Genomic DNA, 25512 nt, shown 5'->3' with positions numbered 1-25512 from the left:
GACCATGTTAACAATCAACCATAACGACACCGCCGCGATAGCGAACAAAACGCGGTACGGCACTGACTCTGTTCTGGGACGAACGGTTGAACGACTTTCATCAGGGATGCGGATTAACAGTGCTAAAGATGACGCGGCGGGCCAGGCCATTGCCAACCGCATGACGGCCAATGTGAATGCCGATGCGGTTGTTGCGCGCGGCCTCAATGACGCGATCAGCTACTCCCAGACGGCAGGCGGCGGCCTGGACACCATCGCCAATCTGCTCATTCAGGCCCGCACGCTCTCCGTGCAGGCGGCGAACGGCACGCTCTCTGATGCGGATCGGCAGAGCGTTAACGCCCAGTATCAGCAGATTCTGGCCGGGATTGATGAAGTGGCCGATCATACCGAGATTTTTGGCCGCTATCCGCTGGCGACCGATAATCCCGATCTCCCGCCCGCCAAGCTGGGCAACGTTGATCCCATCAACACCAAATTTCCGGTTTCGGGCAGGAATTACTCCTTCAGCTCCGGGGTGATCCCGCTGGCCTATATTCCGGCAGGCGCGACGTCGATTACCATCACCATCGACTCGCTGGGTCAGGATGATGACCTTCAGCTGTTTACCCGCGACGGTAAGCATCTGGTCGGCACGCCGCTGGAAGGCAGCGCGCCCGACTACACCTGGACCAGCAAGGGGATAACCGATGCGGCGACCGCAAAATCGCGCCTGCTGACCAGCAGTAACGGCTTTGACAGCAACGCGGCCTATGACAGCTCCTCTCTGCTGGAAGGGGGATCGAGCTGGGCGCTGGCGGGCAGTAACAGCGGCAGCTACAACGGCATGAACATCACCTACAGTGGTGACGGCGATCGCTATGAAGATGCCACCAGCGGCGATTTCAACAACGGCACCATTACCGGCAACCGGCTGGAGCGCATCACGCTGGATACCGTCAGCGAAGATCTGATTGTGGTGGTGGTCGGCAACGGATCTTTCACCAGCAATCTGACCTGGGGGATCCTGCCTGAGCCGAAAGGGATGCCCGCCATACCGCCGCATAAGAGCCAGCCGATGGAGGTGATTACCAGTGCGGATTATGGTCAGCCGGTGCAGTCGGACTCGATTCCGGCCACGCCCTCGGACACCAAAACGCTGAAGCTGAATAACACCACGCTGCTGACCAGCGGTGACATCTCCGTCACCATGAAAGCGCTGGATTCAGCCCTGGAGAAGATCAGCAGTTATCAGTCGCTCTATGGCGCGAAGATTAACCGCTACGAGTCGAACCGGAATGTGCTGTCGCAGCAGGGTGTGGATACCGCCACCGCCCGCAGCCGTATTCAGGATGCTGACTATGCGGAAGAAGCGAGCCAGCTGGCACGCAGCCAGATTATCCAGCAGGGGCAGACCGCTGTCAGCAAAATGGCCAACAAAACGCCTGAGATGATTATCCAGTTGCTGAATAATTAAAGCCCATCCGGCTGAGCGCTCGCGCTCAGCCGCTTCCCCTTGACGGCTTTTCGCCGCTGCATCAGCCCCCGTCTGGCCCGTAATTCCCTCTGACGCCCCCCTATCGTTTGATCTCAGTCACACAATCTCGTTTAACATTCGTTTAAAGATGATCCCGATCACCCTTCCCTGTTAAAGAAATGCTAAAAAATGATAACAATTTAATATCATCTTTCTGCTCAGGGTTAATTAAAACAACAGGTTAATCGTTACCACGCTAAGCAATTTCCTGAATTTTCCTGACTGAACGCCACCTTTTCATTACTTTTACGCCATTGTGAGGGCTGTTATTTTGCTGACGATACTGGGTTTTTCCATGGTTGTTTGCTTCATGTATCTCATCATGACCAAACGCATGTCAGCCTTAATTGCGCTGATCCTGATACCAACCATTTTTGCGCTGATTGGCGGTTTTTACGCGGGACTGGGCGAAATGATGCTGGATGGCGTCAAAAAGCTGGCCCCCACCGGTGTCATGCTGACCTTCTCGATTCTCTATTTTGGTCTGATGATCGACGCCGGCCTGTTTGACCCGCTGGTCCGTTTTATTCTCCGGCTGGTGCGCGGCGATCCGCTTAAAGTGCTGGTCGGCACCGCCGTGCTGACGCTGCTGGTTTCACTGGATGGTGACAGCTCCACCACTTACATGATCGCCATCGCGGCTTTCCTGCCCCTCTATCACCGGCTGGGTATGAACGTGCTGATGATGACCTGTCTGGTCAACCTCGCCAGCGGCATCATGAACCTCTCGCCCTGGGGTGGCCCGACCGCCCGCGCCGCCGCCGCCCTGCGCATTGACGCCCTCGACATCTTTATCCCGATGCTGCCCGCCATGCTGCTGGCCTGCGTCAGCCTGGTCGCGATGGCCATTCTGTTTGGCCTGCGTGAGCGCAAGCGTTTAGGCGTCATGACGCTGAAAGATCACCATCTCGACAACATTGAGCTGGGGCTGGGCGATGCCGATGAGTGCGCCGCCAACCGCCGTCCGAAGATGTTCTGGCCCAACTTCATCCTGACCACCGTGCTGCTGGTGCTGCTGGTGGTCGGGTTAATGCCGATTCAGATCCTGTTTATGCTGGCGTTTGCGATTGCCGTGATGCTCAACTATCCAAGCCTGGAGGAGCAGAAAGCGCGCATCAGCTCTCATGCCGGTAACGTGCTGGCTGTGACCGCGCTGATTTTTGCCGCCGGTATCTTCACCGGTATTCTCTCCGGCACCGGCATGGTGGATGCCATGGCGAAGAGCCTGCTGGCGGTGATCCCGCACAGCTTCGGACCTTATCTGGCCGTCTTCACCGCGCTGGTCAGTCTGCCATTCACCTTCTTTATGTCGAATGATGCCTTTTACTTCGGCATACTGCCGGTCATCGCGCAGACGGCGGCCAGCTACGGCATTACCGCAGAGGAGATCGCCCGCGCCTCTATCGTCGGTCAGCCTTTCCATCTGCTGAGTCCGCTGGTGCCGTCAGTCTATCTGCTGGTGGGTCTGGCAAAAGTCGATATCGGCGACCACCAGCGCTTTGCGATTAAATGGGGGATTCTGGTCAGTCTGGTGCTGATGGCGGGCGGTCTGCTCACCGGCGCTTTCCCGTTCTTCCATCGTTAACTCTGCTTTCTGGCGGATAACCGGCAAATTTGCCCGGTTATCCGCTTCACCGCTCCGCCTACTGTTACAACCCTCTCTACACTCTAAAGCCAGGCTGATCTGCTGCGTGCCGGAGACGAGCCGAAGCACCTCAGCCATTCTGCCGATGATTGCAATGGAGGCCCGATGAAAATTCACCACCTCAACTGTGGCTGTATGTGCCCACTGGGCGGAGCATTTTATGATGGATTCAGCAAAGGCATCAAAGCGCATCTGGTCTGTCACTGCCTGCTGATTGAGACGGACCACGACGGTCTGGTGCTGGTCGACACCGGCTTTGGCCGCCAGGATATCCACGCGCCGGGCAGCCGCCTGTCCGGCTTTTTCCGCGCGCTGAACAATATTCAGCGTCGCGACGAACTGACCGCCCTGTCACAGGTCAGGACGCTGGGCTTCCGGGCTGAGGATGTGCGGCATATTATTCTGACCCACCTCGATTTTGATCATGCGGGCGGACTGACCGATTTTCCGCAGGCGCGCATCCACCTGCTACAGCAGGAGGTGGACACGGCCCATCAGCGTCATAGCTGGCTGTCGCGGGAACGTTACCGTCCCGGACAATGGGGTGGGATCAGCCACTGGGAGACCTATCAGCCGCAGGGCGAAACGTGGTTTGGTTTTGAAGCGGTTAATCGCCTGCGGGATTTACCGCCGGAGATTCTGCTGGTGCCGCTGGCGGGCCACACGCCGGGTCACGCGGGCATCGCCATTCAGCAGCCTGACGGCTGGCTGCTGCACGGTGGTGATGCGTGGTTCTATCGGGGCGAAATGCGCCAGCAGACGCGCCACTGCACGCCTGGACTGCGTTTTTACCAGTGGATGATGGCGATGGATAACGGCGCCAGACGACACAACCAGCAACGCCTGCGGGAGCTCTCCTGTCAGCGCGGCAGCGAGATCACCTTTTTCTGCAGTCACGACGCGCGTGAGCTGGAGGCCCTGCAGGCTAATGCGCCACGGTTCAGCCAGAGTGCCCGGCCCGATTAATCCGGATCGCCCGCTCGCTTTTGCAGCTGGGCTGACAGCCACGGAGCGGTCAGACTCTCTGATGACTGACTGACCGCATCCGGTGAGCCGGATGAAACAATCCGTCCACCCTTATCGCCCGAACCCGGCCCCAGATCGATCACCCAGTCCGACTCCGCCACGATACGCATATTATGTTCTGCCATGATGACCGTGTGGCCGCGTTTAACCAGCTCATCCAGCACCCGCAGCAGCTTATCCATATCCGCCGGATGCAATCCGGTCGAAGGTTCATCGAGCAGGTAGAGCGTGGCGGTGCGCTGGACCCGCTGCAGTTCCCAGGCGAGCTTGATACGCTGACACTCTCCGCCGGAAAGTTCTGTGGCGGGCTGCCCCAGCCGGAGATATCCCAGCCCCAGCGCCGTCAGTGCCGACAGCGAACGCTGAATCCCTTCGTTGCCGCTAAAGACCGCCGTTGCCTCGTCCACCGTGAGATCGAGCACATCCGCAATCGTCAGGTTGTTCCACCTTACCTCCAGCGTCCCGGGGTTGTATCGGCTGCCCGCGCAGACGGAGCAGGTGGCCGTGGCGCTGGGCATGAACAGCAGCTCAATGGAGATCTGCCCCTGTCCCTCACACGCAGGGCAGCGCCCGGCAGGCAGATTGAATGAGAACCGCCCGGCGTCGAAGCCTTTTGCCTTCGCTTCGGGGGTATCGGCAAACAGTCGGCGAATGATGTCGAAAAAGCCGGTATAGGTGGCCAGGTTGGAGCGCGGCGTCCGTCCGATAGGACGCTGATCGATTCTGATGAGTCGGCCGAAGGCGTCGCTTCCGCTGACCACGTGTCCCTTCACATCGGGCACCAGATCCTCGTCCTCCCCCTCCTCGCTGTCAGACTCTTTATCCGCATGACCGAGCATTGCCGGCAGCACGCGATTCAGCAGCGTCGATTTCCCTGAGCCTGACACCCCGGTGATGGCCGTCATTCTAGCCAGCGGAAGGGCGATATCCATCCCGACAATATTGTTGCAGTCGATCGCTTCCAGCCTGAGCCAGTTTTCCGGCGACTGCCGCTGGCGCAGTCCGGTGTAGCGTCGGGAGAAGAGATAGCCTGAGGTGGGCGATTCGACCTCTTTCACCCCCGCCGGGGCGCCGTTGTAGACGATCGCCCCGCCGTAACCGCCCGGACCGGGTCCGATCTCTATCAGCCAGTCCGCTTCCGCGATGAGGTCAGTGTTATGTTCCACGACTATCAGCGAGTTGCCTGCGCGAACCAGCCTTTTCAGGGAGGCAAGCAGCGCTTTCACATCTTCAGGATGCAGCCCGGCGGACGGCTCATCCAGCACGTACAGCACGCCAAACAGGCGCGAAATCATCTGGGTTGCCAGACGGACGCGCTGCAGCTCGCCGGAGGAGAGTAGCGTGGTGCGACGCCCCGGCGCGAGATGTCCCAGGCCCAGCGCGTCAAGCTGCTCAAGCCGCATACAGATGTCTGCCGCCATCCGGATGACCGCCTCACGCAGCGCCGGCTCTTCTGGCAGATCGGGAGAGGCGCCACGGGCATAGGGACGAAAGCGTTCCGCCAGCGCGGAAACCGTCAGCTCGCTCAGGCTGGCTATGTCATACCCGGCAAATGTCACGGAGAGCGCATCGCGGTTGAGTCGTTTACCGTGGCACTCAGAACAGGGCGTGACCGCCACAAAGCGCGCCAGCCGTTTTCTGACCGATTCGCTGCCGCCCGAATAGCTCTGCAACACGATTTTTGCGGCGCTGGTGTAAGTGCCGGTGTACCCCGGTTCCACGCCTGCCGCTATCGCCTTCTCGCGCTGCTCAGCGTTGAGACCTTCGTAGATGGGCACCGACGGCTGCTCCTCGGTCAGCAGTATCCACTGCCGGTCACGCTCAGACAGAGTGTGCCACGGCGCATCGATATCGTAGCCGAGCGTGTCAAGGATGCTTCGCAGATTCTTGTTGTGCCAGCCCCTGGGCCAGGCGGCGATAGCCCCCTGCCGGATGCTCAGTGAGCTATCCGGCACCAGCGCCTCAGTTCTGACAGTGTGAACCTTTCCCAGCCCCTGGCAGTGGGGACAGGCACCCTTTGGGTTGTTCGGTGAAAAATAGTCGGCCGTCATAAAAGGAACACCGTCCGGTCTGGTGCCCGCACGGGAATAAAGCAGACGCAGCGTGACGGCGATCCGGGTGAGGCTGCCGACCGTCGATCGCTCCTGCGCGCCCGCCCGGCTCTGCTGCAGGGCCACCGCAGGCGGAAGTCCATCAATGTTATCGACATCCGGCGCCGCGGCCTGATCGATCAGACGGCGGGCGTGAGGTGAAACCGACTCGATAAACCGGCGCTGCGCTTCCGCATAGATCGTATCAAAGGCGAGCGACGATTTACCGGAACCGGACACCCCGGTGAACACCACCATAGCGTTACGGGGAAAACGCAGCGACACCTCTTTAAGGTTATGGGTGCGCGCGCCCTGCACGGAGATAAAGGGATCGATCTCCCCTTCTTCAGCGCGATATGTCTCGGTAAAACGGTGTTCTGTCATGATGTCCCTGCCTGGTGAAGTGCGGCCGACTGATGATCGCCTGCGATGAATGGCCGAAAACTGCAGCGGCTAATCTGGCGGACGCACTGGCCCGCTTCTGAAAAACATCAGCAAGGGTAGTCAGGGAACCGGGATTTAACAATTTATGGAGTGGAGTAACGCCTTGAATCGGCAAGGGGGGCCGGAGGTACATGACCTTCTGTAGTCAGCCGGGAAAGGGGCAGAGACGCCCCCCTTCCGGCCCTCAGAGCATCACGGTTTTTTAAACTTGTCTTCGACCTTCTCTTTCGCTTCCGCAATTTTGTCCCCGGCCTTGTCCATCAGCCCCTCTTTGTGATCGGGATGGTCTGGCGTCAGCGAGCGGTGATCCTGCTCCGCGCGGGCCTGTCGCGTGCCTTCAGGCAGGGGATCGGTCGCCGTGCCCTGGCCGCTGACCGGTGCGGCGCGGGTGTGATCTGCCCGGGCATGGTCGATGTCGACTTGCTGACGGCGCACCGAGTCATTGATGGTCTCCACCCGGTCGCTCTCCTCTTTACGCAGCACCACCTCTTCGATGATTTGCGCGGTCTTGTTGACCACCGGCTGCTCGTGCGACTCCTCCACTTCCACCGTTTTTTCTGACCAGTCGACATTATCGGGCGAACCCGCTTCGTTCACCGGGCGGCGGAAGATTTCGGCGTGCTGCTCATGCAGCGAGACATTTTCAGACACCCGATCGGTGACCGTATAGCGACGGACGCGGGTCGAGCCTTCGCTGACCAGTCGCTTGCCCACTTCCAGTCGCTCTTCAGCCAGACGCAGCACATCCTCATCACTCTCATCACCGGTCAGCGCGGTGCGGGTCGTGCCGCGCTCACTGTTCAGCGGATTAACCGTCTCGTTACCCGGTAACGTTCCGCTGGCTGGCGGCGTCAGGCCATTGTCAACCGCAGCGTCACCGGGAACGGCGGCGGTACGCTCCGTCAGCTCTTCATGGGCATCAAGAATGCCCAGCGCGCGTGGCAGCTCATCTTCATCAGCGCGCAGCGACAGCACTACCCCGCCGGTACGCATCGCATCTTCATACACCTCGGCCTGATCTTCCTCCAGCGTATTGCCGAACAGGCGTTGCCAGAAGCCAGGATGGCGGGCCTCATGACCTTCTGTCCGTAGCCGTTCGCCGGAGATGATATCGATATCATCATCCAGGAAGCCCGCTTTGATCAGGTTACGTTTTGCCCCCTCTGCCAGTGAGAGATTGCTGAACATTGTTACGATTGTTTCACGCGCCATGTTGTGTTCCTCGCTGATGGATTCGGATGACTCTGGATGAGGGGATCGGGTCAGGTGAGCGTGCTGTCTGCGCAGGGTCACGACCTGTTCTGTCGCCGCCTCGCTGACGACCGTGCGGATGTGCCACTCCTCTTTCAGCACCAGATGACGAACGATCTCGACTTCCTCTTCCACAATCGGGATGATCAGAACGCCATTTTCCTCCCGGATCGCCGGCATCGCCGCCAGCCTTTCCGATTTGGGAATGCGCTCTATCGTCGCCGTCTGCTGCCGGAGCATCAGCGCCATCGTCTGCTGATGCTCAGTGACCTGCCGGGTTACCCTGACAACGCCGTCACTGATCCGCTGTGTTGACACCTTTGCCGTTTCTTCAGCAAGGCTTATCACCTGCTCGTTATCCGCTGACCCTGATTTTTCAGGAGGCTGATTGTTCATGGTTAACCTGCCTGTCATACAGAGCGATCATTTGTACTTCTCCTGGCCTTGAGCATAAGTCACTGCTTTTCGGTTAGTTAAAGCCTGGCACAAAGATGGGCAAAAGAAAGGAAAATGCAGATAAACGCAGCCATATGAGGATAACGTGGCGCTAAAATCGCATAACCGAGGCGGCAGATAAAAAAAGGTTCTTACTGTGTCAGACAGTCAGATTGCTGTCTTAGCCTGCTCAAAAAAAGGGCCAGCCCTTTTTTCAGGCTGGCCCGGGAAACAGAGACGTCTGCGTTCAGGGATTGAGCCACTGACACGCCTTCAGTTCGCCGTCAGGCGAATAGCGAAACAGGGCGCGCTGATTGTCGTTACGCTGTAACTGGTAGCCCTCCAGTGTGGTGACCTGCAGGATCACCACGCCGAAGTGCGGCTCGCCAGAGTCTGCGGCGTGAACAGTGGGCATCTTATTCGCCGGTATCGGTATCTCGCCCGGCGGCCCGTCCTGATAGGTCTGCCGGGTGTGCTGAGGTAATGCCTGCCAGGCCTGCCGGGCGATATCACTCCCCGCCGCATAACAGCTGACCCGGCCCGCCAGTCGCAGCTGCAGGCGGCGCTGCAGACAATATCCGAGTACGGTGACCGCCGGATTGGCCGCCATCTCCTGCCACTTCGGGCTGCGGACATCAGTGTGAAAAGTCAGCATCCGACGGGGACTGCGACTCTGGCGCAGGACCAGCGTGCGCGCCTGGGGGCGCTGCTCAGCGTCAACGGTACAGAGTGCCAGATAACGAAATGCGTCCTGTGGATCGGCGGCGGCCGCCTCCAGCGCAGCCCAGGCGGTTGCTTCAAACTGTGTCAAATCCATCGGGTTTCTCTCGTCAGGGTTGGGGGGCAAGCCAGACGGCTCTGCTCAAGCGTAGCAACGAAGTGACCAGATGGCCTGCCATCGCGGGAGGTAGACTGCGGGATCGGGCTCCTTTCGCCGATCCGGCCGTCACTGAACGGGTCAGGAAGGGGGAAAATGCGTGCCGCATGTTCTGTTTCTGCGTCTCTGTGTTATTTTTGCGCTATCCCTGAGATCGCGAAAAGCGTTACGCCATGGAGGCGGCTATGTTGTCTGAAATGCGTTCGCCACGTCTGACCTACCGGCCGCTCAACCCTGAGGACTGGCCCTTCTATCTGGCAGTCAGTCAGGACAGATCGGTGATGAAATATATCTGTGACCCGCGCAGCGCCGAAGAGATAAGAACCCGCTCTTTTGAGGTTCGCCTGCCTGAATGGGAAAAGGGCTGCCAGCACTGGCTCTGCCTGGTGATGGAGGAAAAATCCAGCGGGCTCCCCGCAGGTTTCTGCGGGTTTATCGATCGCGGAGACGGCATTGCTGAGTTCGGTTTTATTGTTGCCGCCCATGCGCAGGGAAAAGGCTACGGCCGCGAGTCACTGCATGCCACCATCAGGCTCTGCTTTGAGCAGCTGGATTACCGTCGTCTGGTCGCCACGGTAACGGCGGGTAATGCAGCCTCACGCCGCACCCTGCTCTCGGCGGGTTTCGTTCAGGAGGGAACACTGCGGCAGAATTTCTTTCTGGACGGCGCGTGGCAGGATGACTGGATCTTCGGCCTGCTGAAACAGGAGTACCGGCCCTGAGGCCGGGAGAGGCCATAGATGACTCTCCCCCGCCTCAGTGACGCGCGATCAGCGCAGAGCGGCCCCTGACCCGGCCGCGATGGCCGCGGCAGGCAGAGACGGCGTTTCTGCGCAGAGCATCGCTTCAAAATCGGCCGGACTCAGCGGCTGGCACAGCCCGTTCCCCTGCATAATGTCGCATCCTGCCGTCGTCACAAACGCGATCTGCTCTTTTTCCTCGACCCCTTCGGCGGCGACCCGGATACCCAGACTTTTACCCAGCCCGGCGATAGCCCGGAACATCATACGCACCCGCATGCTGGAGCCCAGCTCGCGCGTCAGTGACTTATCGATTTTAAAGCCCGACACAAAGCTGTAGCGCAGCAGGTTAATCGCGCCCAGCGTCCGTCCGAAATGGTCGATAATGAATGAGGCGCCGGTCTGGCGGATAGCTTCAACCTGCACCGGCATATCCTGAACCAGCACCGTCAGCAGGGGCTCATCCACTTCCAGCTCGACAAAACCGGCATCGCCACCGGCACTCTCCCGGAGCACCTTCTCCAGGCTGTTGCCCACCAGCTGGCGCGGAAACAGATTGATGCTGACGCGAAGATGAGGCGCGCGCACCTGCCACTGCCGGACCTGATCCAGCGCCGTCCGGATAATCCACTCCCCCAGCGTGACGGAAAGCGGGCTCTTCACCAGCATGGCGATGAAATCAGCCGGCAACAGCAGGCCGCGCGTCGGATGCTGCCAGCGCACCAGCGTCTCACAGCCGGTGAGCTTGCCGCTTTCGACGTCGTAGCGGGGCTGATAGTAGAGCGTGAACTGCTGCTGCCGCACCGCGGACTCCAGTTCGCGTTCAAAGCGACGGCGCTGCTGCTCCGCTTCACGAAAGGCGGGCGTGAACAGGATGCTGCAGCCTTTGCCCGACGCTTTGGCACGATAGAGCGCCAGGTCGGCAGCGGACATGACCGCAGAGGGATCCCGCCCGTGCTCCGGGTAGGAGGCGATACCGGTGCTGGCGCCGACCACAACCGGTGAGTCGTGATAGCTGAACGGCGTCTGAACGGCGGCAATCAGCTTCTCTGCCGTCAGCGCTGCCTCCGCGCAGCCCCCCGTCAGCAGAATGACAAATTCATCACCGCCCAGGCGCGCCGCCGTCACCGCACCAGTGCACACGGTACGAATCTGTTCGGCAACGTGACACAGCAGCGCATCCCCGGCCGCATGGCCCAGGGTATCGTTCACTTCCTTAAAGCCATCAAGATCGGTCATCAGTAACGTATAGGGGATCTCCGCTTTAGTGAGCTGAGCGACCTGATCCATAAACGCGCTGCGGCTGGCGAGGCGCGTCAGCATATCGAGAGAGGCCAGCTCACAAAGCCGAGCCTCACTTTCATGACGGGCGGTAACGTCGCGGATAATCATGCCCACCAGCCGCTCTCCCCCTTCACGCCAGCCGGAGAAAGAGACCTCGGCCGGAAATTCGCGTCCGTTACGCGTCAGTCCCCAGATCTGCAGAGAGCGCGGACGCGAGATCGCCGATTCATCGGAGGTAATCCGGGCCAGTTCATTACGGTAGTCGATCTGGCAGCGCGCCGGGATCAGCTCACTGACGAACTGACCGCGCATCTCCTCCGCGCTGTAGCCGAACAGAGCGGTAGCAGCAGGGTTCCAGAAGGTGATGCCGCGCTGCAGATCCGTGCAGATAATGGCGTCAGGCGAGGTAGAGGAGATCGCCTCCAGCCGCTGCTGACTGGTATAGCGCAGTAATTTAAGCCGGTGCATCTCCATGCGATCCATCACCAGCGCGGCAATATCGCTGAGATGCTGCCGATCTTCTGGGGTCAGCGGCGCGCGGGGACGGGTATCAGTCAGGCAGACCGTGCCGATGTGATGACCATCCGGCGTGGAGAGCGGAATACCGGCATAAAAGCGGATATAGGGATAGCCATGCACCAGCGGGCTGTCGCAGAAGCGCGGATCCTGCAGGGTATCCGGCACACAGAGTATCCGCCCCTGCGTTAAGGTGTGATGGCAGAACGCGACGTTGCGTGACGTACCCGTAATGTTCAGTCCGTAACGGGAAGCAAAGAACTGCCGCTTTTCATCAATAAGGGAAACAAACGCGACGGGCACCTGAAACAGTCTGGCGGCAAGCGTAGTCAGACGATCCAGCGCATCGTTTGGCGGTGAATCCATCATCTGGTACTGCCTGAGTGCATCGAGGCGCGCCGCCTCGGCATCATGATAAACGGGACGTTTCAGGATCACTTCCTCTGCGGATCGGTACTGTGGACGGCATGACACAGCATAAAGAGGACACGTTCAATCAGACAGGCCAGGCAGCATGCGCTGCTGACCCGCTGCCGGAAGAAAGGCCCGTCGGTAAAATCTGGCGCAGCCGATGGCTGCGCTTCGCTTAATCTGTTTATCGGCCTGCCATATTCTAACTTCATAGAAAACAGCGGCTGAAAACCCTATTTTTTCTGTTTTGCTACCAGCTCAAAGTGCGGATGCTCCCCGGCCAGCAGCATCAGCAATTCATATTCCCCCTGACTGAGCCGCGCAGGATTTTTTGACGCCTCTTTGGTCTGCCAGACACGCTGGCTGAGGTCGAAACGCTCTGCGGCGATCTCCTGAGAAAACCCGGCGGCAAGGCGGAGTTCACGTACGTTGCACTGCACGGCGACAGGCCGCTGTAAAATCTGATTTCCCATATGAAACTCCCGGCTTAGGGTGGCCGTAAAGAGGGCCGGACGCCATCACGCGCCCGACCAAAGCATAAATGCTGGTTATGTTTTAATCGCCCGGCACAGCAGGCCGTCCTGTGGAATCCGTTAATGCAGCGTGCGATGATTAAATAAGGCAAATTATCTTTCTGACGATGCCTGAATAATAAACACATCGATAAAAGAATAACCGACAGGATAAGTTGCAGACTCATCCCGCGATTATTGCCGCACGCTCAGCCCTTAAAAAATAAGGTGTCAGAGCGCGATGTAATAATCATTCGCGAACGTGCACGCGGTTTTCATACAGGCACCTTCCTCGTCGGGCGACTGAGGTCAGGCCTGACTAAAGGCAGCCCATCCGCCAGGCTGTTCCGTGGCTTCGCGTCTGTTCGCCACGGCAGCCGCCTGATGCGGGAGGGTAAAGCGGGTGATGACGCTGCCCAGCGTTTGCGTCTGACCGCTGAGACTGCCTGCGGTGGCTGACACCTGCTGCACCAGCGTCGCATTCTGCTGCGTCACGCGGTCGAGCTCAGCAACGGCGACGGTGACCTGTGCGATGCCTTTACTCTGTTCATCTGACGCCAGCGCAATCTGCCCGATAAGCTCATTCACGCCGCCAACGCCGCGCAGCACGGCTTCCATCGTGGTGCCGGCGCTCTCCGCTGCCCGGCGGCCATCGTCAACCCGCGCCACCGTATCTGAAATCAGCTCTTCGATCTCTTTAGACGCCGCCGCGCTGCGCTGCGCCAGCGAGCGCACTTCGCTGGCCACAACGGCAAAGCCGCGGCCCTGCTCACCGGCACGCGCTGCCTCTACGGCCGCATTCAGCGCCAGAATATTGGTCTGAAACGCGATGCCGTTAATGGTGGCGGTAAACTGACGAATTTTTTCTGACCCTTCCGCAATGCTGGTAATGGCCGCAGTCACCGTCTGCACCAGCTTCGCGCCCTGCTGCGTGGTATCGGTTGTACTGACGGCCAGCTCCCGCGCTTCACGGGCGTTCTGCGCGTTGTGGCGCACGGTGACGGTAATCTCTTCCATGCTGGCGGCGGTCTGCTCCAGGGCTGCAGCCTGGGTGGAGGTGCGATCGGAGAGGTCTGCGTTACCTGCGGCAATATCAGCGGCTTCACGATGAAGAATGGCGGCGTTGTCGCGGATAGCGCTGACCATATGCAACAGGCTGTGCTGCATCTCTTTCACCAGCGGAACCAGCTGTCCGACACAGTTACGGCCCAGATCTTCCGGCTCCTGCGTCAGATCGCCATCTGCAATGATTTTCAGGTGACCGCGAATTTTTGCCACCGGACGCACCAGATGCACCACCAGATAGCGATCGCAGAACAGCAGTAACGCGAACGCCGCCAGCAGCGCCGCCAGCAGTACAGCCTGCAGCTGATGCCGGTCAGCCCTGAGCGGCGCCTGATGCTGCGCCAGCTGCTGCGTGATGCTGTTCAGTTGCGCCCGTGCTGCAGAGGCATAGTCTGCAGGTGTGGTGGTGAGTGCCGTACGCAGACGCTCCCAGTCAGCACCTTCCGGCATGGCAGCCATCACCGCACTTTTGTCGGCGGCGCTTCCGCTCTGCATGGCAATAGCGCTTTGCGTCAGAAAGCTGAGCTGCTGAGTGAGAATGGCGGTGCGATCGGTCTGACGAGTGATGTCGCGCAGCACATGGCTACTGTAGCCGCCAGCCAGTGCAACCACGCCCAGTGAAATGATCATCATCCACAGCACGACGCGCCGGATGGTGAAATGCCGGAGTGAGTTCATAAGGTTTCCCTGATGTTGTTATTGGTGTGTGTAAAAGTCGGGCAATAATAAGTTCTGTCATCTGCTTTAGTGCGTTATTATATAGTGCACTATTTTTGTTCTTTCTATCCTGGCAGGATATTTAAGAAATTCAAATTTTTTGACGACAAAATAAAAGAATCGCCGTTCTGAAAATATTTTATTGAAGAAAGCCGATCCGGTAACCCTTTGCCGCGCTCAGCATTCCGTTACGTAATAAATTTGTCAGGACACTTTATTTTTACGGAAATTGCCTGTACTCATTACACACTACTCTGCAATTTTTCTGCTTAATTTCGCTCCGTAACCAGCCGGGGCGGAGGAATTCATGTTCATAAGTCTCAGCGGCGGCGATGATGGTCGCACGCGAACCCTGCGCGCGTTGCGCAATCCCGACGAAAGTCGTGATGAAGTGCTGCGTCAGTTTGTCCGGCTGGCCAGTCAGGCGCTCAGCATTCCTGGCAGTTTTATCTCCGTGCTGGATGATGAGCTGCAGCATGTGATGGCCGCGCATAATTTTACCCTTACGCGGTCCAGCCGCGAAGATTCGCTCTGCCGGTATGCGGTCGACAGCGACAGCACTGTGGTGATCCCGGATACCCTGCTGGATGAACGGTTTGCGACGCACCCCTTGATCATCGGCGCACCCTTTATCCGCTTCTATGCCGGTACGCCGCTGAAAAACAGCACGGGCATGATTCTGGGCACCCTGTGTGTCACCGACACCACGCCCCACCCTTTCAGTCCGGCTCAGGTCACCATGCTCACGATGCTGGCCACCCTGGTCATGTCATTCCTGGAAGCCTGGTATTCGGCAGGTTTTGCCGATCCCGTCACCGGATTGCCTAACCGTCAGCGGCTTATCCGCGACCTCCAGTTTCTGGCCGCCTCGGGTGATCGGACGCCACGGCGACTGGTCCTGATTGACTGCATTGATATGCCGCGCGCCTACGAGCTGGCGCGTTCGATGGGGATGGGGCCGGTTGAAAGCCTGCTGAAAGATGTCGCCACGCTGCTGCCTCTGCGCCTGCGCCCGGCGCCGGGCGAGATACTCTATACTGTGGCCACCGGGCGTTTTGCCCTGTTAACCCGCCAGGAGAGCCGGCTGAGTGCCGGATGGGTGGCGGAGCAGCTGACGGGCATCAGCGCGGATCTGGGCGACGGGCTGTCTGTCGCGCTGATGACGCATACCGGTGAGGCCAGTTTCATCACCGGTGAGATGCCCGCGCAGGAGATCCTGCGCCGCGCCGTCAGCGCCCTTCATGAAGCGATCGCCCGGGATGTCGCGTCGATGTGTTTCAGTGAAGCCACCGACACACGGCATACTCAGGATTTTACGCTGATGCACGATCTGGCCCTGGCGATACGGGAAAACAGAGGATTGTGGCTCGCGTATCAGCCGAAAATCTGTCTGCATAGCGGAAAGCCGATTGGGCTGGAAGCGCTGATCCGCTGGCGGCATCCGCAGCGCGGCGAGCTTTCTCCGGCAGAGTTTCTGCCTTTTGCCGGACAGACTGAACTGCTCAGCGAGCTGACCCGCTGGGTGACAGAGCAGGCCATCACCCGCCTTACCCGGCTGCGTGACAGCTATATTCAGCTGCCCGTCACCATCAACGTCAGCAGCAGCGATTTCTCCCGCAGCGGGTTTGCCGACGAGCTTGAAGAGCAGATGATCAAGGCAAAGCTGCCGGTTTCACTGCTGGGCATCGAGTGTCTGGAGACAGAGCGGATTCTGGAGAGCCCGGCCGCGATGCAGGGGCTAGAGATGCTGAAACTGCGCGGATTTGGGATCTCTCTGGATGACTTTGGTACCGGCTACAGCAACATCAGCTACCTGCGACGTATGCCACTGGACGTGATCAAGCTGGACCGTTCCCTGATCAGTGAAATCGCCAGTGATACCGGCTCGCGGGTTATTGCCCGCAGTATTATTGCGATGCTGAAAGATCTCGATTATACGGTGCTGGCCGAAGGCGTGGAGAATGCGGAAACGGTCAACACGCTGACCGAATTTGGCTGCGATCAGGCGCAGGGATTTTTCTATTCCCGGCCACTGGCGGAAGCGGCGCTGGATGAGTGGCTCGGCTGGCGACTCCGCAGCAAATGCTGAGCCGGTTGCGCCAGCGTCAGCCCTCTACCGGGCCGGATCAAACACGCTGAACCCCGCCGAGCCGGCAATCACGACGGTATTGCGTCCGGCGCCTTTTGCCTCATAGAGCGCTTCATCCGCACGCCGCAACAGCGCTTCGCGTTCGCTGTTGTGATCCCGCGACGCGACGCCTGCGGATATCGTCATCGTCCCGACAAACGGAAACAGGGTAGCGCTGACGCTCTCACGGATACGTTCCGCCGTGCGGGCGGCGTCCGGTAGCGACGTCTCCGGCAGCAGCAGAATAAACTCTTCTCCGCCAAACCGGCTGACAATATCCCCCGTGCGGCTGGCCTGACGCAGCAGCGCCGCCAGACTTACCAGCACCGCATCACCCGCATCGTGTCCGTACCAGTCATTGATCTTTTTGAAATGGTCGATATCGATGGCGATCACGCACTGTTCATGGTCGTTGTCACTCTGCGCCGCCAGCGCCGAGAATCCGCGCCGGTTGCAGAGTCCGGTCAGGGGATCAGTCATCGCTTCATCGTTCAGCGCCGCCAGATGTCCGGCGACGGCATGACGATGCTCCTGCACCGCTTCCCGGAGCCGGTCGGCTTCGTAATACCAGGTTTTGACCGAGGAGAGGGATTCCGCCTGCGCTTCGCTGCCGCCAGTGCGGACTCTGTCTGCCAGTTTCTCAAGCGGAGAGGCGATACGCCCTGCCAGAATAGTAATCATCGTCGTGGTCAGCACGATAATACCCAGCGTGAACCAGATAGCGTTTTCCGCCGTGCGCATCAGAAGATGCCTGACCGTTTCCGAGGTGCCGGTAATAAACACGTTCCAGCCGGTTTTATGCAGCGAACCATAGCCAATCAGATAGTGCTGACCGTCGTTTTCCAGCGTGAAGTGCCCGCTCTCCGTATCTTCAAGCCGCTTCTGCAGCGCCGGGCTCAGCTGCATTTTCGTGCCGACCTGCGCCGGGTCGTGACTGAAGATGATCAGACCGTCATTGCTGACCACGCTTACCGTAGAGCCTTTGGTATAGAAATGCTGGCTCAGGATGTCGCTCAGCATGCTCTGTTTTTTGAGATAGATCGTGCCGCCAATGTAGCCCAGGTAGCGGCCATCGGCGCTGAACAGCGGCTGGGATAAAAACAGCACATAGTTACCGGCGGCAGAGGTGAACGGCGCGGAGATAAAGGGCTTTTTGGTGGAAATCGCCTGCAGGCTGGCCGCTGAGTGGAGTTTTACGCCAACCAGTTTCAGACTTTCCGGTGAAGTTGCGGCAATGATAGCGTCATGATTCACCACCACGACCGAATTGAAAAAGCCCGACTGCATCCGCAGGCGATCGGTTTCGCTTTTCAGCTGCGTCAGATCGCCGAGGTCCCTGATCTGCGACGCACTCCACGCCAGTTCGCGCTGCGCTGTCGCCAGATAACGATCGGTGGTATCCGCCAGTTTGCGGGCATAGGCAATATTCCCCTCAAGCAGGCTGTCTTCAATATTGGCCTTCTGAAACAGCAGCAGCGCACCCAGCAGCAGACCGGAGGTCAGGATGACGCCGCCAATAGAAAGCAGCGTCAGCAGGGAGCGAAGACGTATTTTTTCGTGGGGCATTGCAGTCGGAATCCGGATTAAGTATCCCTTTAGTGTAACCGTTGATGGCACGGCTGAAGGGGAGAAAAGAAGAAGATTTACCTCTCCTTCCGGATAATTACCGTTCCGGCGCTGCCCGACAGCGCACGCCGGTCAGCCAGGGTTCAGTCCATATCGCTTCATCTTTCGCCACAGGGTGGTGGGACTGATGCCCAGCATCACGGCGGCCCGGGCGCGATCGCCACCGGTCCTGTTGATCACCGACGCGATCAGTTTTCTCTCCTGCTTCTCCAGTAAATTCACCTCGTCACTGAGCGTGCAGGGTGGCGCTTCATGCTCATCCGCAGCTGAAGAAAGGTGGCAGAGTGACTGCAATGCATCGGCATCGACTGTGCTGCTCTTATGCAGCACCACCAGCCGCAGGATAGCGGCTTTCAGCTCACGGATATTGCCCGGCCACGCCGCATTATTGAGCAGGGCAACCGCTTCGTCGCTAAACGTCAGCGTCCGGTTCTGGCTGGCCAGCAGCGCGTCGACAATCAGCATAATGTCGCCCCGGCGCGCTCTAAGCGCCGGCAGCCGCAGCTCCAGAATATTGATGCGGTAAAAGAGATCCTGGCGGAACTGTCCTGCGGCCACCATCTGCCCCAGGTCTTTGTTACTGGCGGTGATCAGGCGGAAACTGGCGGTGATGAGCCCCTCGCCTCCTACCCGGCTGAACCGTTTTTCCTGCAGAATCCGCAGCAATTTGATCTGCACGGCGGGCGGGGCTTCGCTGATTTCGTCGATAAACACCGTGCCGTTCATCGCCATTTCAAAAATACCGGGTTTGCCGCCCCGCCTTGCATTAGTAAACGCACCCTCAGCGTAGCCGAACAGTTCACTTTCCAGCAGGGACTCCGGGATTGCCGCGCAGTTAAGGGCAATAAAAGGCCCCGCGCTGCGTGCACTGGCGTGATGAATACTCTGGGCAAACAGCTCTTTACCCGTGCCCGTCTCCCCGAGAATATTCACCGGCAGATCGTGAGCCGCATAAAGTCTGGCCTGCTCAATCACAGACAGCATCTCAGGCGAGCGGCCCACGATGTCCGAAAAGGTGTAAACCGTGGTGAAGCTGCTGCCTGCAGGCTTTCTCGCCGGAACCGGAGCGCATCCCTCGTGCTGTCCCGCTCTGACGGCGGTGATGAGGGTATAAAAATTTTGCTGACCGGGGATATGTTTCACCGTCAGCCGGAGGGCGTCGCCCTTGATCTCATGTACCTCGTCGGTGATATCCCGCTCATTGATGATGCAGCTGAACAGCGTTTTAAACGCGTCGTTTTTTAAAATCTTATCCCCGATCCGGCAGGGAAAAAGCGAAAAACCTCGGGCGTTAATATTGATGACTTCACCGGACTGATCCAGCCACAGGATCCCTTCCCGCGACTGATTGAGGGCTGACCAGGCCATCGCCAGCTTCGTGCTCTCCCTGTTGATATATTTCAGCGTGCTCGCCGCGACATCGAGAGCCTGCTCGATCGCGATATTATCGGTATCCCCCATGATGACCTTCAGTTCGTACTTTCTGGCCATTTCCGCGACGGTCAGGCCGCCAATCACCAGATCATAATCGTTATCTGCCAGATTTTTGACGACGTTATCAATGTCATAGTGGTTGTAGACCTGACAGATTTTGAACTCTTCATGCGTCATGTTCTGGTAATGACGAAGAACATGGCAGAACTGCGGAAACCCGACGGCGGCGATTTTTTGTGACTTCTTGCGCGCTTCCATCAGGATACGAAATATGCCGTGCAGGTCGTGGGCGATTTCAATGACCGGAACCGCCACGTTATTCCGAAGCAGTGCCGCGGTGCCACCCCGGCTGATGAGGATGCGGGTTCCTCCCTGAATCAGCTGCTGCGCTTTTTCAACCACGTCAAAATAGCGATATTCGTAAACCGGAATATCGATTTTTTTCTCAAGCAGGACATTCGAGATGCGTTGCGTGATGGTTTGTGACACCGAGAGGATCGCAATTTCGTTGTTTTTCATAGGCCATTCTGCGCCATCGTTTTACCGGAAAAGCGGCAACTTTCGTCACGCTGACAGCAACCGATGCCGCGTGACGAAACGAACAATGCCTGCGGAGGATCATACGCAGGCAGATTTTTATGGGCGGGATTCTCAATCAGAAACGCTGGCGACGATAGACAATCTGTCCATTGCTGATGGTCGCACAGTTGTCGAGATAGTGATCGCCCGTTAAGCGTTCACCCCGGGTGTCTTCAAACACCACTTTCTCCTGCCGCAGTTTCACGATAGCGATATCGGCAAAGGCGCCGGAAGCCAGCGTGCCTGCCTCGCCCTGCATCTTCATCAGGCGTGCAGGCGTGGTGGTGACGGCGCGCACCACATCGAACAGTGACATCCCCATGTTCAGATACTTGGACATGATAAAGGGCAGACTGAAGACCTTATCGGTACGCAGGCTATTTCGCAGGGTCAGATCGGTGCTGATGATGTCCGGGTTGAACCCCTGCTCCATCGCCTTCCGCGCCACGGCAAAGTCGAAGTGCGCCACACCATTCGAACAGTCGAAAATGACGCCGCGATCCCTGGCTGCTTTGATGTCCGGAAAGAGGTCGCCGTTGTCCTGCAGGATGGCATGGCCGGTGCCGTGGAAACAGTGCGCGAAGATATCATCAGCCTGGAAATGCGTAATCAGTTCATCGGCGGGCAGACGCGAATCTGTCACATGCACGCACAGCCCGGTGTTCAGCTGACGGGCCAGTTCCACGGTGGCGAAGAAGGGATCGCCACTGAAGTGACGACCTCTGGCGATATCCTGGCTGTAACGCAGCTTCAGACCGAGAATATTGTCGCGATGTTCATTCACCGTCCGGGCAATCTTTTCCACGTTGAAGTTGGCCGGGTTAGTATTTTCCAGATACCCGGTCGGCCCACCGCCCAGCGTGGAGAGGCCGACATTGACGACGTTCAGATAGCTTTTTATCCGCGTCTGCGCCGTGTTGATGACGCTGTTACGGAACAGCCCGTAGTTCACCCAGCCGCTGCTGCCCGCATCCACAACCCCGGTCACGCCATTGGGCAGGCCGATCACATCGGGATTAACGCTGATAGCTGTGCCCCCATGAAAAACGTGGGCATGAAAGTCAATCAGGCCCGGCAGCACCAGGCAGCCCGCCGCGTCGATAACGGTTTCCGCCTCCGGGTTGTCAACCGACTGCAGATCGACGATACGGTTGCCTGCCACCCCAACGCTCTGGTCAAGGAAGATGGCGCGTTCCGGGTCCACTACCCGGCCATTTTTAATCAGAATATCCAGTTTCATTTTGCTTTTTCCTTTATCCAATACCGATCATTTTCCAGTAGGGGATCCCTATCAGGAAAAAGACCAGCACGTTGACCAGCACCATGGCGCTACCCAGTAACCAGAAGGTTTTTTGCGGGACATATCCACTTGAGAAGGTGAAGACACCCGCGCCGTTGCCGTAATGGGTCAGGAGTGCGCCATACCCGGCAGAGAAGGCCAGTGACAGTGCGATGTACATCGGGTGGGCCTGCGTGGTCATGCCCAGCGTGAATAACACCGGATAGAAAGAGACCACAAAGGCACTGTTAGAAACGAAGAAGTAACGCACCGCGAGGCTGATAAAAACCAGTACGCCAAGGGCACTGATTTCGCTGAGTTGCGACAGGTCCAGATAGTTTTTGATAACGTCGACCAGAAAGACATAGAAACCGCCTTTGGAGAGCGCGACCGCACAACCGTAAAACGCACCGTACCAGACAAAGGTCTGCCAGGCCGATTTTTCACTGGCTACATCGTTCCAGTTCAGTACGCCGAACAGCAGCAGACAGGCCAGGAATGCCAGCCCCACCGGAATGAAGGGGATCCCCGTTAAAGAGCCGGTCATCCAGCCGAGAATACCCAGCACAAAGAAGACCATCAGCAGTTTCTCTTCACGCTTTACCGGGCCCAGCTCGTGCAATCCCTGAACGGCAATGTCATTGACGTTATCGATGCTCTTCAGTTCAGGCGCATAGAGTTTATAGAGGATCCAGGGGGCCGCCAGCAGCACCAGGCCCGCCGGCAGGATGGCAGCCTTGAACCAGACCATCCAGCTGAGATTCACATTCATGATCTCATTCGCCAGCGAGACGGTAATCGAGTTGGTTGCCATCCCGGTCAGGAACAGGCTGGAGGTGCCCATCGAGACGACATACATCAGAATCGTGAGATAAGCGCCAATCCTGCGACTGCCCTTATCGGGCGTTGATCCCAGTGCTTCGGCGATGTTGCGGAAAATGGGATAGGTGATGCCGCCGGAACGCGACATGTTTGAGCCTGTGGCCGGTGCCAGCACCGTGTCGGTTACCATCATCAGGTAACCCAGTGTCAGCGTATTTTTGCCATAGCGCTGAAGCAGCAGGTAAGCAATACGTTTACCTAAGCCGGTGATCACGAAGGCTTTGCAGATGATAAAGGCACTGATGATAAACCAGACCATCGGGCTGCCAAATCCGGCAAACAGCGGGCCAGGCGCAATGAACAGTGACGCGAAGCCCAGAATAATCAGCATAATCACGGCGTCGGTGAACGGACGCAGAACCAGACCGCACAGCATCGCCAGATAGATGCCGACTAAGTGCCATGTCTGGGCGGAGAGGCTTTCCGGGGGCGGGATCATCCAGAACAGAACGGGGAAAAAAAGAATGGGTAAGAGCTTCAGATAAAGCATGATGATATTACCTCTGCTTAGCAGCCGCGCGCCGGGACGCCGGGACGCGGCTTTTCATTATTTTTAAGAATTAGCGGTAAACGTCGTCGATGAACTCAACGCCTTTTTCATCTAATGCTTTTCTGACCCATGCGCGGTTCGCGGTGCCACGCTTCGCTGCGGCAACTTTACCGGCGTCAAAACTGGCGTATTCCGTCGCTTTTTCGAGCAGCGCCGCGGCATCGTTCAGCGGGACGACTATCACCCCGTCCGCATCGCCCACGATCAAATCCCCCGGACACACCGCGACACCGCCGACGGCAATGGGGGTATTGACCTCTCCCGGTCCCTCTTTAAACGGACCGGCGGGGTTTGAACCCGTGGCGAAAATGGGGAAATCGAGTACCGAGAGGGCATCAATATCCCGGACAGGCCCATCCAGCACGATGCCGGCAATTTTGCGATCGTAGTGAGCGTAAGCGATCATGATCTCTCCCATCAGCGCACGGGACCGATCGCCTTCGTTAGAGACCACAATGACATCGTTTTCTGTTGCCATATCCAGCGCCGCATGCAGCATCAGATTGTCACCGGCGCGCGCCTTCACGGTAATGGCATAGCCCGCCATGACAGGTCTGGCCGGTGAAGAGATGCGCCTGATGCCGTTACCGAGTACAGCAATCCGGTTCATGGTGTCAGCAATGTTGGCCACAGGCAGCTGCTGATAGGCTTCGAGTAACGCCACGTCAAAAGCGGGGCGCTGTGTGAAAATACGGTTACCAATAGACATACGCTTCTCCTTAAAAGCCCGGCACCGGCCAGGATGGTTTTTTGCCCGATAACACTTCATCAATGCCGATGGCGGAATGCAGCGAGGCACGGTCCGTGGCCTCTTTCGTGGCGGCACCAATATGGGGGGCAATTACGACGTTACTCAGTGCAAAAATGGGATCGGCGGGATCGAACGGCTCTTTCTTCAGGACATCCAGCCCGGCTCCGGCAATCTGAGAGGTCGACAGGGCGTGATACAGCGCTTTTTCATCGACCAGCTTGCCGCGTGCGGTATTGATGAAGTAAGCCTCTGGCTTCATCAGTGAAAACTGCTTTTCACCGACAAAGTCAAAGGTCTCTTCTGTCGCCGGGCAGTGCAGCGAAACAAAATCACTCTCCCGGAAAATCCGGTCAAAATCCTGAGTTAACTCAACACCGTCCGGCACCTGAGCAGCTGTTTTGTAGGGGTCAAAAGCAATGACTTTCATGTTGAAGCCATGCAGCGCCTTCGTGGCGACGCGTGAACCAATATTGCCGACGCCGATAAGGCCGAGGGTTTTCCCGTCCAGCTCAACTTTTGGCGTGCGCAGTTTTGCCCAATAATAATCTTCCAGCATCTTCTCTTCGACGAGACGGAAGTTACGTGAGCAGTGCAGCATGAAAAAAAGCGCCAGTTCAGCCACGGACATACTGTTGGCGACAGGCGCATTAAGCACCGTGACGCCGTGGCGTTTTGCCGCCTCTAAGTCAACGGTGTCATAGCCAGCGCCATGGCGTGCAACCACTTTTAATTTTTTTGCTGCGGCAAATACGCGCTCAGACATTTTTGAAAGCCGAACAATAATTCCGTCACAGTCAGGGATATCGCGGATGATATCCTCCTCTTCCATGCCGGAACCGGTAATGAGTTCGTAGCCACGACTCTCCAGATAGTCCCGCCCTTCCTTCATGATCTCCTGCGGAAGCAGAATTTTATAGCTCATTTAAGGTACTCCCTTGTGGTTTCTTTCCCCGGCTGTTGCAGAGGTCATGCCAGAATGAAATGCGCAGAAAACCGGAAATAAATAACCACATGAAAAATAATATTTTTTTATTTTAATGCTAGCTGACACGCCGCTTTAAAAGAGTGACAACAGTCTCACCCTGTGCAATGGAAAAATAAGCACATTGCAGAGTGAAAAGAAAAAATTTCAATATGAAATAACCACCACGTTAATAGCTGGTTAATTAAACTTTCTTGTTTTTTCTGACTGGTTAAAGGAAGGTAGATCAGATTAATGAAAGGATGAAATATAACGCTGTTAATGTTATTTACAGGCACCGACAACAGGAAAGAAATAAAGCGCTCTTTTTTTTCTGCAATAATGAAAAAGGAAAGGGTTTTCGTGCCGGGCTGCTCTCAGAGGTGACAGATAAAAATTTTCATTCCGTTCAACTTTTTTGAGCTATGATGACCGGCGCTTCACTAAAAAATTGGATGGGGCTATTTCTGCCCCACCCACTATTTTTTCAGATACAGATGAACGGTACTGGCTGGCGAGAGCGTGATAACGTCATTAATCAGGTTACGTTAACGCCAGAATGACTTAATATAAGAACGGCTGCTGAGTCTTTTAATAAAATGGTAGGGACAGGTAAAACGCTGCCCGTCCCACTCAAGATTAAACCACTGAAACTCATCATCTTTTATTTTCTCTACCAGGCTCATCGCCTGCATGGGCGTCTGAAAAGCATAAGCTTTCATCACGCCCTCTTTGGTGCATAAATCAATATGAACCATGGAACCCCCTGCTGTGTAAAAAAGGCACGCTTTAT

Annotated in this window: 18 protein-coding genes; 5 read left to right on the top strand and 13 right to left on the bottom strand. The window is 57.5% G+C overall.

What is annotated here, in order from left to right; genetic code table 11:
• Window positions 1-4: 4 nt before the first annotated feature.
• From HFD92_RS16795 to HFD92_RS16785, 3 genes are all read left to right on the top strand, one after another.
• Entirely contained in the window at window positions 5-1456 is a 1452-nt protein-coding gene (locus HFD92_RS16795) for a flagellin (protein WP_167429315.1), read from the top strand.
• A gap of 331 nt (window positions 1457-1787) precedes the next feature.
• Window positions 1788-3101 (top strand): CitMHS family transporter, encoded by a 1314-nt coding sequence (locus HFD92_RS16790; protein ID WP_167429314.1) that lies wholly within the window; start codon window positions 1788-1790, stop codon window positions 3099-3101.
• 165 nt (window positions 3102-3266) lie between these two features.
• Window positions 3267-4127, top strand: a complete 861-nt coding sequence (locus tag HFD92_RS16785) for an MBL fold metallo-hydrolase (protein ID WP_167429313.1) — start codon at window positions 3267-3269, stop codon at window positions 4125-4127.
• Here the strand turns inward: HFD92_RS16785 and HFD92_RS16780 are convergent.
• The 3 genes from HFD92_RS16780 to HFD92_RS16770 form a co-directional block, all read right to left on the bottom strand.
• Window positions 4124-6661 carry an excinuclease ABC subunit UvrA gene (locus HFD92_RS16780; protein ID WP_167429312.1) on the bottom strand — a complete coding sequence of 846 codons (2538 nt, stop codon included), beginning with the start codon at window positions 6659-6661 and terminating at the stop codon, window positions 4124-4126. The genes HFD92_RS16785 and HFD92_RS16780 overlap by 4 nt on opposite strands.
• A 252-nt stretch (window positions 6662-6913) precedes the next feature.
• Complete coding sequence (locus HFD92_RS16775; RefSeq protein WP_167429311.1) at window positions 6914-8368, bottom strand: YsnF/AvaK domain-containing protein; 1455 nt, start codon at window positions 8366-8368, stop codon at window positions 6914-6916.
• A 286-nt stretch (window positions 8369-8654) separates the two neighbouring features.
• Complete coding sequence (locus HFD92_RS16770; protein ID WP_167429310.1) at window positions 8655-9224, bottom strand: pyridoxamine 5'-phosphate oxidase family protein; 570 nt, start codon at window positions 9222-9224, stop codon at window positions 8655-8657.
• Window positions 9225-9469: 245 nt separating this feature from the next.
• Between HFD92_RS16770 and HFD92_RS16765 the strand changes: the two genes are divergently transcribed.
• The gene (locus HFD92_RS16765) at window positions 9470-10006 is read left to right on the top strand and encodes a GNAT family N-acetyltransferase (RefSeq protein ID WP_167429309.1); all 537 of its coding nucleotides are present in this window, start codon (window positions 9470-9472) and stop codon (window positions 10004-10006) included.
• A gap of 48 nt (window positions 10007-10054) precedes the next feature.
• On the opposite strand, the gene HFD92_RS16760 is transcribed toward HFD92_RS16765, so the two are convergent.
• The 3 genes from HFD92_RS16760 to HFD92_RS16750 form a co-directional block, all read right to left on the bottom strand.
• Entirely contained in the window at window positions 10055-12190 is a 2136-nt protein-coding gene (locus tag HFD92_RS16760) for an EAL domain-containing protein (RefSeq protein ID WP_167429374.1), read from the bottom strand.
• Between the two features lie 278 nt (window positions 12191-12468).
• A complete protein-coding gene (locus HFD92_RS16755) occupies window positions 12469-12708 on the bottom strand; it encodes a hypothetical protein (RefSeq protein ID WP_009093224.1) in 240 nt (79 codons plus the stop codon).
• A 348-nt stretch (window positions 12709-13056) separates the two neighbouring features.
• Complete coding sequence (locus HFD92_RS16750) at window positions 13057-14490, bottom strand: methyl-accepting chemotaxis protein (protein ID WP_167429308.1); 1434 nt, start codon at window positions 14488-14490, stop codon at window positions 13057-13059.
• A gap of 346 nt (window positions 14491-14836) precedes the next feature.
• On the opposite strand from HFD92_RS16750, the gene HFD92_RS16745 reads away from it, so the two are divergent.
• A complete protein-coding gene (locus HFD92_RS16745) occupies window positions 14837-16618 on the top strand; it encodes a sensor domain-containing phosphodiesterase (RefSeq protein ID WP_167429307.1) in 1782 nt (593 codons plus the stop codon).
• A 24-nt stretch (window positions 16619-16642) separates the two neighbouring features.
• Here the strand turns inward: HFD92_RS16745 and HFD92_RS16740 are convergent, their stop codons facing one another.
• From HFD92_RS16740 to HFD92_RS16710, 7 genes are all read right to left on the bottom strand, one after another.
• The gene (locus tag HFD92_RS16740; RefSeq protein WP_167429306.1) at window positions 16643-18223 is read right to left on the bottom strand and encodes a diguanylate cyclase; all 1581 of its coding nucleotides are present in this window, start codon (window positions 18221-18223) and stop codon (window positions 16643-16645) included.
• 132 nt (window positions 18224-18355) lie between these two features.
• Window positions 18356-20236, bottom strand: coding sequence for a sigma 54-interacting transcriptional regulator (locus HFD92_RS16735; protein WP_167429305.1), 1881 nt, complete (start codon window positions 20234-20236; stop codon window positions 18356-18358).
• A gap of 136 nt (window positions 20237-20372) precedes the next feature.
• Complete coding sequence (locus HFD92_RS16730) at window positions 20373-21536, bottom strand: metallo-dependent hydrolase (RefSeq protein WP_167429304.1); 1164 nt, start codon at window positions 21534-21536, stop codon at window positions 20373-20375.
• Window positions 21537-21549: 13 nt separating this feature from the next.
• Window positions 21550-22947, bottom strand: coding sequence for a DASS family sodium-coupled anion symporter (locus HFD92_RS16725; protein WP_058957578.1), 1398 nt, complete (start codon window positions 22945-22947; stop codon window positions 21550-21552).
• 70 nt (window positions 22948-23017) lie between these two features.
• Window positions 23018-23716 carry an RraA family protein gene (locus HFD92_RS16720; protein WP_167429303.1) on the bottom strand — a complete coding sequence of 233 codons (699 nt, stop codon included), beginning with the start codon at window positions 23714-23716 and terminating at the stop codon, window positions 23018-23020.
• A gap of 10 nt (window positions 23717-23726) precedes the next feature.
• Window positions 23727-24680, bottom strand: coding sequence for a hydroxyacid dehydrogenase (locus tag HFD92_RS16715; RefSeq protein ID WP_167429302.1), 954 nt, complete (start codon window positions 24678-24680; stop codon window positions 23727-23729).
• 587 nt (window positions 24681-25267) lie between these two features.
• Window positions 25268-25477, bottom strand: a complete 210-nt coding sequence (locus tag HFD92_RS16710) for a hypothetical protein (protein ID WP_058958532.1) — start codon at window positions 25475-25477, stop codon at window positions 25268-25270.
• Window positions 25478-25512: the final 35 nt, after the last annotated feature.

It is taken from the genome of Pantoea sp. EKM101V, from assembly GCF_011800325.1.
GTDB classification, from domain to species: domain Bacteria; phylum Pseudomonadota; class Gammaproteobacteria; order Enterobacterales; family Enterobacteriaceae; genus Pantoea; species Pantoea anthophila.
Note: the sequence above shows the minus strand (reverse complement) of the source record. Positions and strands in the feature narration are given on the sequence as shown.